General features: G+C 59.7%; 13 protein-coding genes. 12 read left to right on the top strand and 1 reads right to left on the bottom strand.

Features of this window, described 5'->3' with window-relative positions; all coding sequences use genetic code 11:
* The first annotated feature begins 8 nt into the window (after positions 1 to 8).
* From IEX40_RS09865 to IEX40_RS09840, 6 genes are all read left to right on the top strand, one after another.
* Positions 9 to 1,733, top strand: a complete 1,725-nt coding sequence (locus IEX40_RS09865; protein WP_188747788.1) for a hypothetical protein — start codon at positions 9 to 11, stop codon at positions 1,731 to 1,733.
* Between the two features lie 470 nt (positions 1,734 to 2,203).
* Entirely contained in the window at positions 2,204 to 3,466 is a 1,263-nt protein-coding gene (locus IEX40_RS09860) for a methyl-accepting chemotaxis protein (protein WP_188747786.1), read from the top strand.
* 94 nt (positions 3,467 to 3,560) lie between these two features.
* Positions 3,561 to 4,646, top strand: a complete 1,086-nt coding sequence (locus IEX40_RS09855) for a tRNA-queuosine alpha-mannosyltransferase domain-containing protein (protein WP_188747784.1) — start codon at positions 3,561 to 3,563, stop codon at positions 4,644 to 4,646.
* A 111-nt stretch (positions 4,647 to 4,757) separates the two neighbouring features.
* Entirely contained in the window at positions 4,758 to 5,297 is a 540-nt protein-coding gene (locus tag IEX40_RS09850) for a glycoside hydrolase family 108 protein (RefSeq protein ID WP_188747782.1), read from the top strand.
* Entirely contained in the window at positions 5,297 to 5,881 is a 585-nt protein-coding gene (locus tag IEX40_RS09845) for a 3TM-type holin (RefSeq protein ID WP_188747781.1), read from the top strand. Before IEX40_RS09850 ends, IEX40_RS09845 begins: the two co-directional genes overlap by 1 nt.
* Before the next feature lie 283 nt (positions 5,882 to 6,164).
* Positions 6,165 to 7,151 (top strand): diguanylate cyclase domain-containing protein, encoded by a 987-nt coding sequence (locus IEX40_RS09840; protein WP_229680688.1) that lies wholly within the window; start codon positions 6,165 to 6,167, stop codon positions 7,149 to 7,151.
* A 15-nt stretch (positions 7,152 to 7,166) separates the two neighbouring features.
* On the opposite strand, the gene IEX40_RS09835 is transcribed toward IEX40_RS09840, so the two are convergent.
* A complete protein-coding gene (locus IEX40_RS09835) occupies positions 7,167 to 8,486 on the bottom strand; it encodes a GGDEF domain-containing protein (protein WP_188747777.1) in 1,320 nt (439 codons plus the stop codon).
* 172 nt (positions 8,487 to 8,658) lie between these two features.
* Here IEX40_RS09835 and selD point away from each other — a divergent pair, with 172 nt between their 5' ends.
* Genes selD through IEX40_RS09805 form a run of 6 tightly spaced genes read left to right on the top strand, consistent with a single transcriptional unit; the run spans position 8,659 to position 14,867 of the window.
* Positions 8,659 to 9,714, top strand: coding sequence for a selenide, water dikinase SelD (gene selD, locus IEX40_RS09830; protein WP_188747775.1), 1,056 nt, complete (start codon positions 8,659 to 8,661; stop codon positions 9,712 to 9,714).
* Positions 9,711 to 10,817, top strand: a complete 1,107-nt coding sequence (gene mnmH, locus IEX40_RS09825; protein ID WP_188747773.1) for a tRNA 2-selenouridine(34) synthase MnmH — start codon at positions 9,711 to 9,713, stop codon at positions 10,815 to 10,817. The genes selD and mnmH overlap by 4 nt, the downstream gene beginning before the upstream one ends.
* 43 nt (positions 10,818 to 10,860) lie before the next feature.
* On the top strand, positions 10,861 to 11,721 hold the full coding sequence (locus IEX40_RS09820) for a putative selenate ABC transporter substrate-binding protein (protein WP_373286481.1): 861 nt from the start codon (positions 10,861 to 10,863) through the stop codon (positions 11,719 to 11,721).
* A 20-nt stretch (positions 11,722 to 11,741) separates the two neighbouring features.
* The gene (locus tag IEX40_RS09815) at positions 11,742 to 12,473 is read left to right on the top strand and encodes an ATP-binding cassette domain-containing protein (RefSeq protein WP_188747769.1); all 732 of its coding nucleotides are present in this window, start codon (positions 11,742 to 11,744) and stop codon (positions 12,471 to 12,473) included.
* Positions 12,470 to 14,014 (top strand): PhnE/PtxC family ABC transporter permease, encoded by a 1,545-nt coding sequence (locus tag IEX40_RS09810; protein WP_229680687.1) that lies wholly within the window; start codon positions 12,470 to 12,472, stop codon positions 14,012 to 14,014. The genes IEX40_RS09815 and IEX40_RS09810 overlap by 4 nt, the downstream gene beginning before the upstream one ends.
* Positions 14,015 to 14,018: 4 nt before the next feature.
* A complete protein-coding gene (locus IEX40_RS09805; RefSeq protein WP_188747767.1) occupies positions 14,019 to 14,867 on the top strand; it encodes a mechanosensitive ion channel family protein in 849 nt (282 codons plus the stop codon).
* The last annotated feature ends 623 nt before the right edge of the window (positions 14,868 to 15,490 follow it).

The raw sequence follows: 15,490 nt of genomic DNA, 5'->3' as shown, positions 1-15,490 counted from the left end.
AGGAGTAGATGACCACGTCGACCTGGAATACACAGCCGGAAAGCGGCGACTGGAACACGGCAGCCAACTGGACGCCTACCGGGGAACCAACGCAAAGTGCCGCATTTGGGAGCTCGTCGCAGACGGCGATCAGCTTCTCTGCGACAAGTAACGCCAGGATTGAGGCGATCGAATTTACCGAGGACGCCTCAGCTTATACCTTCACTTTTGGGCCCTGCACTACCCCAGCACTGACCATCGCCGGTGCCGGGGTCAGTAACCGTTCGGGACAACAGCAGAGTTTTATCGTCGCCTCTACCAGCAGCGGCTTCAGGAACCCGCAGTTGCAGTTCATCAACTCGGCATCGGCCGGGGGGAATGATACCTACTACTGCGCCGGACCCGAATCGGAACAGGGCTACGGTGGCGGTGTGATCTGCTTCCACGATAAAGCGACGGCCGGCTCAGCCTGGTTCAAGGTCTGGACCGGCGCCGGGGCACCGCCGGAACACAACACCGTCGGTGGCGAGGTGGCGTTCTGCGATTCCTCCTCTGCGGATAACGCCAGTTTTACCATCTACGGCTCGCTTGGTGCCGACGGCGATACCTTCGGCAATGTGGTGTTTCACGACAGCGCGACAGCGGCCAATGCCAGCTTCACCAATGTGGGCGGCACCGTGTCCGGCGGCGATGGCGGCAACACCCAATTCTACGGCAATTCGACGGCGGCCTACGGTGTCTACAACAACTGGGGCGGTACTCACGCAAAGGCCAACGGCGGCGACGTGGCGTTCGATGCGACGGCTACCGGCGGCCAGGGACGTTTTCATAACTTCGCGGCCCCTGTTGCCGGGGCTTATGGTGGCGTGACCAGCTTCAACAACAATCCGCCGCACATGAACACCCAGGGGGCTACCGCAGGTAACGGCACCTATATCAACTACGGCGCGCGCCAGGGCGAACAGGGCGGTGGCGGCCACCTGGAGTTCAGTGCCCGCTACGGCTCCCCGACCGGGGCCAATGCCTGCATCGTCAACTACGGAAGTGCTATCGCCAGCAAGTCCAGCGCCGGCCATACGATCTTCTCCATCAACCTGCCTACGGAATACTTCCCCACCGCCGGTAACGCCAGTATCTGGAACCATCCGGCTGAGGGCGCAGAGGCCGCTGCCGGTTTCACCGAATTTTCGGTGTACGGCAAGGGCTGCGCAGGCAGCAACCTGCCCACCGCCGGCGACGCTGTGCTGTTCAACCTCGGTGGCTATTCCGACAGGGCAGCCGGCGGCTATACGGTATTCTCCGGTGCATCGACTGCCGGCAATGCCAGGCTGATCGCTTACGGTGGCACTAACGGCGGCTATGGCGGCAAGATCGCATTCTACGATGAGGCGTCGGGCGGAACGGCCAGCGTGCAGCTGCTGGGCAACGGGGAGTTGGATATCGGTAATCACAATGGCGGTTTGACCATTGGTGAACTCGATCTGAGCGGCGGTATCCTCTCTGTTCAGCTTGGCGGCGAGGCGACCGGGCTCAACGTATCCGGGGCGCTCTCGATCAACGCCAGCCGGGTCGTGTTCTCGTTCTGGAAAAAACAGGGTGGCGGATTCGCCTTCAATACGCCCTACACCCTGCTGACCAACGCCAACCTCTCCAGCTTCAGCGCGGCGCAGTTCGCTGGCAACAGCCTGGATGGCGTGGAGCCGACATTCGCCATCGTAGGTGATGCTCTCCAGGTCAGTTTCTTGCAGTCTTGATTCAAGCAGGCGCTGCCCCAGATTCTCAGCGGGTAGCGCCTGCTTGTTCGGTCTGATCTACACGGCTTGCCGAAGTCTAATCATGTTTTTATCTGCAATGTTTACGTAGCAAAACTGTTGTGGTTATATACATTCACCAAGAATTATAAAAAATAGGGCCTGTCCCCGGGGAATGTATGTTGTCGAAGAGACCCTTAATCGCGCTCGCTATCGTCCCGTCCATCACGGCTTGGTGCTTCCTGGCCTATCAGATCTATATTGTCCCGCCTGACTCGAGAAGTATCCCTGATGCCTTCGCAATCAGTTCGATTGCCTGGGGCCTGGTGTTGCTGGCCATTGTCGGCTACCGGTTTAAAGATGGCGGCAAGCGGGGATCGCAGCACGCACTAAAAACGATGGTCGAACGCCTGGTTCGAGGCGATCTTACTTGCTCGATCTCCGCAGACGATGGGCAGGGGGACGCTGCCGATTTGAGCAGAGCGATCGACAAGCTCAAGCAGACCCTTAGCCAGTTCTCACACAGCAGTGTCCTGCTGGCGCATTCGGCGCAGGGCCTGGATGCCAATCTAAACCGTATCGATCATGCCACCGATGAGATCGTCAACCAACTGAATATGTCGGCATCCGCCAGCGAGCAGCTGTCGGCCGCCGCGGCTGAGGTGGCGAGAAACTGTACCGGCGCGTCGGAAAATTCCCGTGAAGCCAACCAGGTGGCACTTCAGGGGCAGGTTATCGTCAATAAGACGATCGAGACGATGCATAAGACCACCGGCATCGTCACCGAGTCGGCTGGTGTAATCCGCAAGCTCGGCGAGCGCTCCGGCGAAATTGGTCAGATTATCGACCTGATCAGCAACATCGCCTCGCAAACCAATCTGCTCGCCCTCAATGCGGCGATTGAGGCGGCCAGAGCCGGTGACCAGGGGCGAGGTTTTGCTGTGGTCTCCGGCGAGGTGCGTGAGCTGGCGGAGAAGACTGCAAAGGCGACCGAGCAGATACGCCAAACCGTCGAAGCGATGCAGCTGGAGCTCGACGACGCGGTCGTGGCAATGGAGCAGGGAGTCGGTATTGTGCAGAGCGGCGCCGAGGAGGCGCAAAAGTCCGAGACTGCGCTCAGCGATATCTTGAGCCATATCGCCTCGCTGGTCGGTGAGATCGAGCAGATCGCCGTTGCCTCCAGGCAGACCACCGCCACCACAGAGGAGCTGTCCAACAGCCTGCACCAGGTGGCGAAATTGATGGATGAGACCGCCACCAACGTCAACCGTAATGGCCAGATCGTCACCGGGCTGTCCAGCTCGGCGAAAGAGATGAAACACCTGATCGGTCAGTTTCGCCTGGTAACCAAAGCCGACGCGGAGGCACTGGTGCACAGGGCGTATGAATACGTACAGCGGTATGGGCGAGAGAAGGCGCTGGCCGAGTTCAACAACCCCGCAGGCGAGTTCGTGCAGGGCGAACTTTACGTGCTGGTGCAGGATTTTAACGGTGTCATGCTGGCTCACGGCGGCAATAGCGATCTGGTCGGCAAGAATCTGGCCCAGTCCAAGGATGCGGACGGCAAGCCGCTGTGCCCGCCTTTGGTTGAAACCGCCCGCTCACAGGGACAGGGATGGTACAGCTACAGCTTCATGAATCCTCACACCGGCAGGGCGGAACCGAAACACAGCTTTGTCAAAAAGCTCGGCAACGATGCCTATATCGCCTGTGGCATCTATGAGCCGGACAGCTGATCGCAGAATAATCGTTCGCCTCGGTGTCACGCCTTCGGTTCACTCCTGATAGACTCCGCTCCGAGTTATCTGGATGGTGGAAGCTGGGGTGAGCATGCGGATTCTTCTTTTATCGGCCTATGACGCGGTAAGCCACCGCTATTGGCGGCAGGGGCTGGTAAATGCGTTCCCCGAGCATCAGTGGACTGTACTCTCGCTGCCGGCGCGCTATTTCAGTTGGCGTATTCGCGGCAACAGTCTGAGCTGGGCATTCGGTGAGCGAGAACGGCTGAGCCAACCCTATGATCTGGTAATCGCCACCTCGATGGTCGACCTGAGCGCACTGCGCGGGTTTGTGCCGTCGCTGGCCGCGACTCCGACTCTGGTGTACTTCCACGAGAATCAGTTTGACTACCCGGAATCAGGCCGGGAGTACCGCAGCGTCGAGCCCCAGATCCTCAACCTGTATAACGCGCTCTGCGCCGACAGGGTGCTGTTCAACTCGGCCTATAACCGCGACACCCTGCTGTCCGGTGCCGACGCCTTATTGCGCAAACTGCCGGATCAGGTCCCGCCGGGACTGGTCGATCAGATCCGCGCCCGTTCCCAGGTGCTTCATGTGCCCCTGCCCGACGTTGCCTTCTTACCTCATGAGCCGGTGACCGGGCCGCTGGAGATGGTCTGGAACCATCGCTGGGAGTTCGATAAGGGACCGGAGCTGCTGCTGGCGGCCGTCACCGAGCTGCAGGCAGCGCAGGTGCCGTTTCGGTTGCATGTGGTGGGGCAGCAGTTTCGCTCCACACCTCCGGTGTTCGAGCAGTTGCACCAACGGCTTGCACAGTCTGGTCAGCTGGGCTGTTGGGGGCATATCGACGGGATCGGCGAGTACCGGCGGCTGCTGCAGCGGGCGGATGTGGTGCTTTCCACCGCCCTGCACGATTTCCAGGGGATCGCGGTATTGGAGGCGGTGGCGGCGGGCTGTCGGCCGGTGGTGCCCGATCGCCTGGCCTACCCCGAGCTGTTTCCGGACGACTGTCGTTATGCCGAGGTGGATGAGAGCCGATCGCTGTCGCAGATGGTCGCGCAGCTGGCGCAGCGAAAAGTGGAGGGGGTGGCGTTGGATGTTTCCGATATCTCCCATTTGAGCTGGCGATCCATGAGGCCCGCCTGGGCTGAGGCGATGGCGCTGAAGCGGGATTAGTGCCATATCCGCCACTGTCTTCACTGTAGCGCCCGGTTTCGTTATTCTCCCTGTTTAAATGACGCTGAAAGGCGACATAAATCCAAGAAGAAAGGCGCACAGGAGGTGGCGGTGAAAACAGTTGAGGAGATGATCGACGATATTCTGATCCGCGAAGGCGGCTATGTGGACCATCCCGACGATCGCGGCGGCCCGACCAAGTTCGGTATCACCCAGTCCACCCTGTCCCGTTATTACGGACGTGCGGTCACCGCCGCCGAAGTACAATCCCTGGCGGTTGACGTGGCGCGCGAGATATACGAGCGCAACTACTACATAGCGCCCAGTCTGAATACCCTGCCCGATCCCATTCAACCCTTCCTGTTCGACAGTGCGGTCAACCACGGGCCACGTCGCGCCGTGCGTTTTCTGCAAAGCGTGTGCAACCAGGCTCGGTACAGTCCCAGGCTATCCGAGGATGGCGCTGTTGGGCCCAATACCCGGCGTGCGGCTAGCTGGGCCGAGCGGGAGATGGGCAGTGTTCTGCTCAAGGCACTGATCGAGGAGCGACGAAATTTCTATCGGGTGATAGTGGAATCTCGTCCATCTCAGAGCGTATTCCTGAAAGGCTGGATGAATCGTGTGAACGAGTTTGAGAAGGAGCTTGCCTGATGGCCTGGTGGAACTTCATTACCGATATCTTTAGTGGCGGAAAAGAGGTTGCCGAAGTCTTTGTCGAGAACAGGGAGAATCGCGGGCAGCGACTACATGAACAGCAACTGGCTGATGTCGAAAGGGATCGCGCATCGCTGGAGCAGTTTTCCGCTGAGTTTCATAACCGCCTGCACCGCACCTGGTGGGACTCTCTGGTGGATGGCTTGAATCGACTGCCGCGCCCATTGCTGACGGTGGCGGTATTGAGCTTCTTCGTGCTGGCACCGATCGATCCGGAGCGGTTTTTGCTGATCGCCAAATCCTTTGAGTTGATGCCACCGGGCTATTGGGCACTGTTAAGCGTGATCATCAGCTTCTATTTTGGTGGCCGCATGCAGTTGAAGGCGCAGGATTTGAAGCTGCGAAAAGATGCCGTCACCGCTGCCAAGGAATTGATCGCGATGAAGCGGGAATTCCGCCAACTTGCGGATGAACAGGAGAGTGCCGAATCAAAAATTTTTGATACGGCGGTCATGAAAGGTGAAGCAATCCTTAACAACAAAGTGGTTGAGCAGTGGCTGAAAGAGCGGGAGATGCAGTGACAGGGCATTTTCGTTTCAACTTTTTAACACAATCGCTCTGCTGTCTAGTCGCGTTGTAACGCTTGAGATACAAGTGCTTGTTTTATCAGGAATTCTATTCATGTAAGCCGATTTTCAGCGCTTTCCCACGAATGTACTAAAGCAGTGAACGCTTATACTTGAATGGTACATCGCAGCAGGGAATGCTTCGTAGCCTCTGTGTCTTCAGGATAGGGAGGTTATGTTTACGGCCGGATATTATCAACGCGAAGAGGGTAGTCTTATGCCTTCTCAAGCGAGCTTGATGGAAATCATCAAACTGCAGACTGACATCGCCAAGATCGGGCTCGATCTGCGTGAGGTGATGGATCTGGTCGTCGACAGGGCGCTATCGCTTACCGGTGCAGACGGTGCGGTCATTGAGTTGATCGAAGATGAATACCTCGTCTATCGCGCAGCGTCCGGAATAGCGCGGTCACGCGAGGGGTTGAAACTGTGCCGCGAGAGCAGTCTTTCCGGGTTATGTGTCGAGACAGGTGCGACCCTGCGCTGTGACGACGCAGAGTTGGACCCGCGAGTGAACCGGGAGTACTGCCGTCAGATCGGCGCGCGCTCGATGATCCTGGTGCCGTTGAAATACAAGGATGTAACCGTCGGCGTACTCAAGGCGCTGTCGCGAAAACCCGGCCAGTTCGCTACCCCGCAGATGACCCTGCTGGGGCTTTTATCCGAACTGGTGGGCGCGACGATCTTCTACGCCACCAAATACGGTCGTGATGACCTTTTCTTCAAAGCGACCCATGACAGCCTGACGGGTTTGGCGAATCGTGCGCTGTTTCTCGACCGCCTGCGCAGCGCCATCGCGCTGGGTACTCGCGATAAACGTCCTGTGGGTGTGCTGATGATCGATATGGATGACCTCAAGAAGATCAACGATACCTACGGTCACAGAGTTGGAGATGCCGTTATAAAGGAGTTTGCCATCCGCAGCAGGGCCGGGGCTCGATCCTCGGACACCGTCGCCCGTTTGGGGGGCGACGAGTTTGGTGTGCTGCTGAAGCCGGTTGAGCTGCCCGACGGGATTGACGCCGCTATCCAACGCCAGTACGAGATGATCGAAACACCCTTCCAGTTTGAGCACCGGGTCTATCACATGCATGCCAGTATCGGGGCCGCCAACTATCCCGAGGATGGGACGGATGTCAGCGGTTTACTCGATGCCGCCGACCGGCGGATGTATGCGATCAAACGCCAACACAAGTGTGGAACCACATTGCACCAAGCGATCTGATACCGCGCCTTTACACTATCGGCTACCTGCTCCGAGGGTGTCTGCAAAAGCGTAGCCATTCTTGCCGCGTTTCTTGACCCCGTACATCGAGTGGTCTGCTGCCTTGATCAGGCTTTCCAACTCCCGGCCGTGATCCGGATAAAGCGCGACGCCGATGCTGGTGCTGACGCTGGCCTGCAGATCAGGGTTATCCTCCAGCGTAATCGGCACCGGCTGTCGTACCGCCGTGATAACCTTCTGGCAGATGATCTCTACGTCCTGCTCGTCGTCGATATCGTTGAGCAGAATGACAAACTCGTCACCGCCAATACGGGCGACAATATCGGACCGACGCACGCTTCGTGACAGGCGCTTGGAGATCTCAACCAGTACCTGATCGCCGGCTCCGTGCCCCCACAGGTCGTTCACCTCCTTGAAACGGTCGAGATCGATGAACAACAGTGCTGCCTTGCGCCCGTTGCGCTGGGCGTGGGCAAGCAGGTTCCGCGCGCTGGCGGACAGGTAGTGAAGCGAGGGGATACCGGTCAGCGCATCGTGGTGAGCCAGATGCTGGAGTTCGCTTTGCGCGCGCTGGGCCTCGTCCAGTGCCGTGTGCAGATCGGTTACATCGTATTCGGCGACGAGAATGAGGAACTCACCACTTAACGGGTGGCGGGTCATGCGGATATCCAGGGTGTGGCGGCGTACCCCCAAACCTGTGTTCATCAGATGGGTCCAGCGTCCACCTTTCTGCGCCAGCGCTTCCGCGAGCCTGCGCTCGCCCTCGAGGGGATCGAGAAAACGGGCGGCAAAGCAACAGCGGCCTTCGGGGAGGGGCTGTCGGTCGATATGTTTGTAGGCTTCGGTTGCCGCGGGGTTTTCGATCACGATATCGCCGTCAAGGGTGAAACTGGTGACCAGTACCGTGGTGTAGCGCATCGCTTCCACCAGCAGCAGATTCTCCGGCGTTTCACCCAGGCTCACCTCCTCGTTGATGTAGGCGATGATCGCGCGGTGCCGCTCGGGCCCGACCAATACGGCCCGATGGCGCATGTACAGGGTCTTCGGTTTGCCGTTGGGATAGGTGGTCCAGGGGTCGACGGTGAGGCCGTTCTTGGCCGCCAGCTCGAAGGTTTGCAGGGTACGGTCGCGGGCGCCCTGGGTATCGCCGGAGAGATCCTTGTTGATCAGCTGCTCAAGGGTGTCCAGGCCCCAAAAGCTAAGCGCCGCACTGTTGCCCCACCACCAGCCGTGTTTGTCGAGATCGAAGATCCACACCACATCGGGAATGAGCTCATAGAGTGCCAGTTCGTCGTGGGACTGGATGTGGACCAGATGACTATAATCTCGTTGCATATAGTCGCTTTGCATAGAGCCGCTTTGCATATAGTCGCGATGCATGGTGTACGCTTGCCTGAACCCCGTTTACAGCGCCCTATATTACATTGTCGGTGTCAGGATTCACTGACAAATCGCTCGTCACTTCGTATCATTCTCACCCCTGAGTTAATGCTGGAGATACACAGGCATGTCCGAAACCCCCGTTCGTCTGACCGAGTACAGCCACGGTGCGGGCTGTGGCTGCAAAATATCGCCCAAGGTGCTGGATCGCATTCTGGTCTCCCAGCTGGAGGTGCCCGATGCGCCGAATCTGCTGGTTGGCAACAGCAGCAAGGATGACGCGGCGGCTTACGATCTGGGCAATGGACAGGTGGTGCTGAGTACCACCGACTTCTTCATGCCGATCGTCGACGATCCGTTCGACTTCGGTCGTATCGCCGCGACCAATGCGATCAGTGATATCTATGCCATGGGCGGCAAACCGCTGATGGCGATAGCGATCCTCGGCTGGCCGATCAGCCAGCTGCCGCCCGAGGTCGCGCAACAGGTGGTCGAGGGTGGGCGCAAGGCCTGCGCCGATGCCGGCATTCCGCTGGCCGGTGGCCACAGCATCGATGCCCCGGAGCCGATCTTTGGCCTGGCGGTCACCGGGTTGACCACCCGCGAGCAGCTCAAGCAGAACAATCGGGCACAGGCGGGCGACAAGCTCTACCTGACCAAGCCATTGGGTATCGGCATCCTGACCACGGCACAGAAGCAGAAGAAACTGAAGCCTGAACATACCCACCTGGCGCGGGATATCATGTGTCAGCTCAACAGCGTTGGTGCCCTGGCCGCTCAGCTTGAGGGCGTCACCGCGATCACCGATGTCACCGGTTTCGGTCTGATGGGGCATCTGCTGGAGGTATGTGAGGGCAGCGTGCTGCAAGCGGAGCTGGATGCCAGCAGCGTACCGCTGATCCCGGAGGCGATACATTACCTGGCGCAAGGCTGCGTACCGGGTGGCACGCTACGCAACCTGGACAGCTACGGCCACAAGCTGGCCGCGATGCCGGAGGCGATGCAGCACCTGCTGTGCGACCCGCAGACCAGCGGCGGACTGTTGATCGCGGTGAACCCCGAGCATGCCGATGCGCTGGAACAGCTGCTGGCAGAGCAGGGCGTGTGTCACCAGGCGATAGGCGTGTTGAGCCCGGCCGACGGTGAACAGTACATCCGGGTACGGGGTGAGGTTAGCCTGTGAGCCGTGCCGATTGCAGCGAGTTTCTGCCGCTGTTCCTGAACGATGTGCCGCTGATCGATACCCGCTCGCCGATAGAGTTCGCCAAGGGCGCGTTTCCGAACAGCCACAGCCTGCCGTTGATGACCACCGAAGAGCGAGCTCAGGTCGGCACCTGTTACAAGCAGAAGGGGCAGCAGGCGGCGATCGAGCTCGGCCACCAGCTGGTCAGCGGCGAGGTCAAAGAGGCGCGGGTACGGGCCTGGGTCGAGTTCGCCAACGCCCATCCCGAGGGCTACCTGTACTGCTGGCGCGGCGGCCTGCGTAGCCAGATCTGTCAGCAGTGGATGCGCGAAGCGGGCTGTGATTACCCGCGCATCCGCGGCGGCTACAAGGCGATGCGCCAGTTTCTGATCCGTGAGTTCGAGCGGATATGCGAGCAGCGACCGATGCTGCTGCTCGGCGGGCGCACCGGCTGTAACAAGACCGAGATGGTCGAGCAGCTGCCCAACGCGGTGGATCTGGAGGGGCTGGCACACCATCGCGGCTCCAGCTTTGGCCGCCGTCCGGGCGGTCAGCCGACCCAGCTCAGCTTCGAAAATGGGTTGGCGGTGGCGATGCTCAAGGTGGAGCACAGTGCTGCCGTGCAGGCCGGTGCGGCCATCGTGCTGGAGGATGAGGGTCGGCTGGTCGGACGTTGCAGCATGCCGCTGCCGTTGCAGCGCCGAATGACCGAGAGCCCGCTGGTGGTGCTGGAGGTATCGCTGGAGGAGCGGGTCGAGCACAGCTACCGCAACTACATCCTCAACAAGCTGGATGAGTGGCGTCAGACACTGGGTGAAGAGGCGGGCTTCGATGCGTTCGCCGATGACCTGACCCAGTCGCTGTACCGCGTGCGCAAGCGTCTGGGCGGCGTTCGCTACAAGGAGATCTCCGAGTTGATGCAGGTAGCGTTGAGCGAGCATCGCCAGGGGAGTCCCGATCGGCACTGGGACTGGATTCTGGCGATGCTGGTCGATTACTACGATCCGATGTACGACTACCAGCTGGAAAAGCGCGAGGAGCGGGTCGTCTTCCGTGGCGATCGCGATGCGGTACGGGAGTATCTGGCATCGGTTCGAGAGTAAACAGTAATACACTGATTCAATTAGACATAATCAAGGAGCAATGATGTCACTGATTCGCCGCCTTTTGGCCCTGAGCCTGCTGCTATTGCCGGCATTGGCGCACGCAGAAACCTTCGTCTTTACCGCCATCCCCGATGCTGATGAGTCCCGTTTGCAGCAGCGTTTCGGCAAGGTGGCCGACTACCTCAGTGCGCAGCTGGGTGTGGAGGTGAAGTATATTCCGGTGAAATCCTACGCCGCAGCGATCACCGCGTTCCGCAACAATCAGGTGCAGCTGGCCTGGTTCGGCGGTCTGTCCGGTGTGCAGGCACGCCGCCTGGTGCCCGACTCCGAGGCGCTGGCTCAGGGCTACGAGGATCAGTTCTTCAAGAGCTACTTTATCGCCCATACCAGCACCGGGCTGGAAGCGGCCGACAGCCTGAGCGATGCGCTGAAGGGCAAGACCTTCACCTTCGGCTCCAAGGGCTCGACCTCCGGTCGCTTGATGCCGGAATTCTACCTGCGCGAGCAGTTCGGTATGGCGCCTGAAGCGGTGTTCGAGCGGGTCGGCTTCTCCGGCGATCACAGCCGCACCATTGCCCAGGTGCAGTCCGGCGCCTACCAGGTGGGTGCGGTGAACTACGCCGTTTGGGAGACCGAGCTGGCCGAGGGCAAGATCGACACCAGCAAGGTCAAAGTGATCTGGACCACCCCGACCTATCCGGATTACCAGTGGACCGTGCGCGGCGACGTGGATCAGCACTTTGGTGAGGGGTTCAAGGTCAAGGTGCGCGAAGCGCTGCTCAATATGAAGGATCCGGACCTGCTGGCCAGCTTCCCACGTGAGAGCTTTGTACCGGCCAGCAATGACGACTATGGTCCGATCGAAGCGACGGCAAAAGCGATCGGCCTGCTGGACGAATAAGCTTGGAAGAAAAAGCCTGGATGAGCGAGCAACACACGCTGTTTCAACTCTCCGGTCAGTCGCTGGTGTATGGCGATCATCGGGTGCTGGACAACATCAGCCTGCAGATTAAAGCGGGTGAAAAGGTGGCGCTGGTGGGGCCGTCGGGCGCGGGCAAAACCACGCTGCTGCACCTGCTGTTCCAGCAGCGGCCGGAGCAGACCGCTTTACAGCCGCAATCCGGCGGCCTGGTCGACCTGCTGTCGGTCTATCAGAACATCTTTATCGGTGCGCTGGAGCGGGTCGGCACCCTGCCGGCGTTGTGGAACCTGGTGCGGCCACTCGCGGCGCACCGGAAGGCAGTAGCAGAGCTGGTGCAGACACTGGGGCTGGAGGAGAAACTCTGGCAATCGGTGGACCGGCTCTCCGGCGGTCAGCGCCAACGGGTGGCGATCGGCCGCGCATTGTACCGTCAGCAGCCGGTATTTCTCGGTGATGAACCGGTCTCCTCGCTGGATCCATTGCAGGCCAGGTTGCTGCTCGAACATCTGCTGCACCAGCACGAAACGGCGGTGGTCAGCCTGCACAACCGCCAGCTCGCGCTGAACCACTTCGATCGCATCATCGTCATGCGCGATGGGCGCATCTGCTGCGATTGTCCGGCCGGCGAACTGTCGGAAGAGGGGCTGGACGCCTATTACCAACAGGAGCCTTCACCCCATCCCGAACCGCCGCCCGAAGATCTTCAGGGCTGGGCGATGGTCAAGTCATGACCGCCCGCGCGCCTTCGCTGTTCACCGGCGCTGCTCAATCCAGTGTCCTGAACCTGAACCGGGTCTGCCTGTTGCTGGTCGCGGTTGCTTTGCTCGCGTTGATCGGTGCCGATCTGGCCATCTACCCGGTGGATCCCTGGCAGGAGTTGGCTCGCGTCGGGCAGGGGATCCTGATGCCCGCCTGGCAGGAACCCCGAGTATTGCTGGAAGCGCTCGGCCAGACCGTCGCCTTCGCGCTGCTGGCGGTGGCGATCGCGGCGCCGCTTGGGCTGGGGCTGGCGATGCTGTTCCACTGGCGCGCGGTGCGGGTGCTCTGTGCGGCGGTTCGCTCGGTACACGAACTGTTCTGGGGGCTGATCTTCATGCAGCTCTACGGGCTGAGCGCGACCACCGGGCTGCTGGCGATCCTGGTGCCCTTTGCCGGCGTGTTCGCCAAGGTGTTCGCCGAGATCTTCGAGCAGCAGTCCCGCGATCCGGGGCTGACGCTGGCGGTTGGGCTGAATCCGGTCAAACGCTACGTCTACACCCTGATCTCCCAGTCTTGGCCGGCGCTGCTCAGCTATACTCGCTACCGCTTCGAGTGCGCGCTGCGCTCCAGTGCCATTCTCGGCTTTATTGGCCTGCCGACGCTGGGCTTCCACCTGGAGACCGCGTTCAAGCAGGGCCAGTACGCCGAAGCCGGTGCGCTGCTCTGGGCCTTCGTGCTGCTGATCGCCTGCATCCGTTTCTGGGTACGGCCAAAGTTAATTCCGCTCTATCTGGCGCTGTCGATCTGGCTGCTGCCGGAAACGCTGGGCTTCAGCAACGGCGGCTACCTCTGGCAGTTCGTCGGCCAGGATATCTGGCCCTCGGCGTTGCGCGAGGGGGATCTAGGCGGTGCACTGAGCTGGTATGGCGAGATGCTGAGTGAGCAGGTGTGGCCGGGGCTGGTGCAGACGCTGCTGCTGACGCAGATCGCGCTGGTGTTGACGGCGCTGGTGGTCCTGCTGATCTACCCCCTGGCGACGCGCTCAATGGCCGGTCCGCTGCTGCGCTGGCCGGGGCGGTTTCTGCTGCTGGTGCTGCGCTCGACCCCGGAGATGATCCTCGCCTTTGTCTTCCTGCTGCTGTTCGGCCCCTCGGGGCTGCCTGCGGTACTGGCGCTGGCGCTGCACAATGGCGGTTTGATCGCGTTTCTGGTGGCTAACGCCAGCGATGCCGAGCGGGGCAGCCGTAGTGACCGCCCCGACGACCCGCGTGGGCTGGTACGCTACGCTTATATCGAAACGCCGCGCCGCTTCCCGGCGATGCTGGCGTTTCTGTTCTACCGTTGGGAGGTGATCCTGCGCGAAAGTGCGATCATGGGCATCCTCGGTATCACTACGCTGGGGTTCTATATCGACTCGGCGTTCGAGGAGATCCACTATGACCGCGCCTTCCTGCTGATCGCGGTGACGGCGCTGCTTAATGTGCTGGTTGATAGTGTATCGCGCCGGCTGCGTCGCCATGCGCACGCGGAGCCGGCTCGGCAACAGGATATGTCGTGTTTGAAACTGGAGTAAGAGAATGGATGAGTCGGTAAAGCAGGAGCTGGAACAGGTGCAGGAGATCTATAACCTGGTGGTCGAGTTCTTCGTCACATACAGCTTCCAGATCGTCGGCGCGATCATTATTTTATTGCTGGGGCTATGGGTCGCCAGCAAGGTATCCAACTGGTCGCTGGCGCTGATGCAGCGTCATAATCTGGATATCACGCTGAGCCGTTTTGTTGCCAGCTGCGTGAAGATACTGATTATCGCCATGGTCGCTGTGGTGGCCCTCGGCAAGCTGGGCATCAGCGTCACCCCGCTGCTGGCGATGATCGGTGCTGTCGGCCTGGGTGCCGGTTTGGCCGTACAGGGGTTGCTCTCCAACTACAGTGCCGGTCTCACCATCGTGCTGACGCGCCCCTACGTGGTCGGCGACACTATCAGCGTGCAGGGCGTCACCGGCCAGGTGAAAGAGGTGCACCTGTCGCATACCCTGCTGACCAACGAAGATGGCGTCGAGATCTCGATCCCGAACAAGCATGTGGTCGGCGAGATCATCCATAATTCCCACGCCAATACCCTGGCCGAAGTCTCCATCGACATCGCCTATAGCGCCGACCCCGAGCACGCCTGCAACCTGCTCAAATCCACGCTGGTCAAATTTAGCGACGAGATCTGCCAGGAACCCGCGCCTCAGGTGGGTATCGAAGCGTTCGGCGAGAGCGGCATCACCCTGGGCATCCGCATCTGGCTTCCCACCGAGCGCTACTACGACCTGCTCTACAAGGCCAACCTGGCGATGTTCAACGCGCTGAAGGCCGAGGGCATCGAGATTCCCTTCCCGCAGCGTGAAGTACGTCTGCTCAATACGGTGCCCGCAGCTTAATCATCGCTCTCCCCGATCCCCTGTATTTACTGCAGGGGACCACTAGCCCTTCCTACAACAGCGCTATGGCAACCAGCGCTCAATCTGTTTTATAGTCCGATAAGCGTGTCACAAGGAGTGGCCGTACAGGAATCGTTGCGCCGGTAGGACGGCCGCTCAAGCGGGAATCAGGATGATGACAGGAACACTTCTCAGCAGCCCAGTTCAACAATACACACCCATCGACGGTGTCGCTCCTGTTGGCTGTTGCCTCACTGCCGTTATATCCAATCGACGCTGTACGCCACGACTCTTCCCGCGCGATGAGGTACGTAATAAATACCCTTTAACTGCATTGAACGGGAAAAGGTATACCTTTTTCATGACGGAGCGTCTGTTGAGTGGTGATAGACCCTTTAATTATCATGGGGTTAGAGTACCTGACTGTTCATATAAGGTAATTAAAAGGTATTCTTGCTAATAATTATTATGAGGTAGAAATACCTCATAAATGGACTGTTATAAGCCAAGGGAGAGTTCGTGCATCTAGTCATGTTTGACATAGACGGTACGCTGGTCGAATCATACGATTTTGATACGGAGTGCTTTCAGGCTGCCGTCAAAGATGTGATTGGTATTTCGGT

Origin of the sequence: Marinobacterium zhoushanense (assembly GCF_014641945.1) — a bacterium.
Lineage (GTDB): Bacteria > Pseudomonadota > Gammaproteobacteria > Pseudomonadales > Balneatricaceae > Marinobacterium_D > Marinobacterium_D zhoushanense.
Note: the sequence above shows the minus strand (reverse complement) of the source record. Positions and strands in the feature narration are given on the sequence as shown.

Bases quoted from the DNA above. Each gene is read 5' to 3' on its own strand.
- IEX40_RS09855 (WP_188747784.1), top strand. From the start codon at position 3,561: ATGCGGATTCTTCTTTTATCGGCCTATGACGCGGTAAGCCACCGCTAT.
- IEX40_RS09805 (WP_188747767.1), top strand. From the start codon at position 14,019: ATGGATGAGTCGGTAAAGCAGGAGCTGGAACAGGTGCAGGAGATCTAT.
- IEX40_RS09820 (WP_373286481.1), top strand. From the start codon at position 10,861: ATGTCACTGATTCGCCGCCTTTTGGCCCTGAGCCTGCTGCTATTGCCG.
- IEX40_RS09865 (WP_188747788.1), top strand. From the start codon at position 9: ATGACCACGTCGACCTGGAATACACAGCCGGAAAGCGGCGACTGGAAC.
- IEX40_RS09815 (WP_188747769.1), top strand. From the start codon at position 11,742: ATGAGCGAGCAACACACGCTGTTTCAACTCTCCGGTCAGTCGCTGGTG.
- IEX40_RS09845 (WP_188747781.1), top strand. From the start codon at position 5,297: ATGGCCTGGTGGAACTTCATTACCGATATCTTTAGTGGCGGAAAAGAG.
- IEX40_RS09810 (WP_229680687.1), top strand. From the start codon at position 12,470: ATGACCGCCCGCGCGCCTTCGCTGTTCACCGGCGCTGCTCAATCCAGT.
- IEX40_RS09840 (WP_229680688.1), top strand. From the start codon at position 6,165: ATGGAAATCATCAAACTGCAGACTGACATCGCCAAGATCGGGCTCGAT.
- IEX40_RS09835 (WP_188747777.1), bottom strand. From the start codon at position 8,486: ATGCAACGAGATTATAGTCATCTGGTCCACATCCAGTCCCACGACGAA.
- selD (WP_188747775.1), top strand. From the start codon at position 8,659: ATGTCCGAAACCCCCGTTCGTCTGACCGAGTACAGCCACGGTGCGGGC.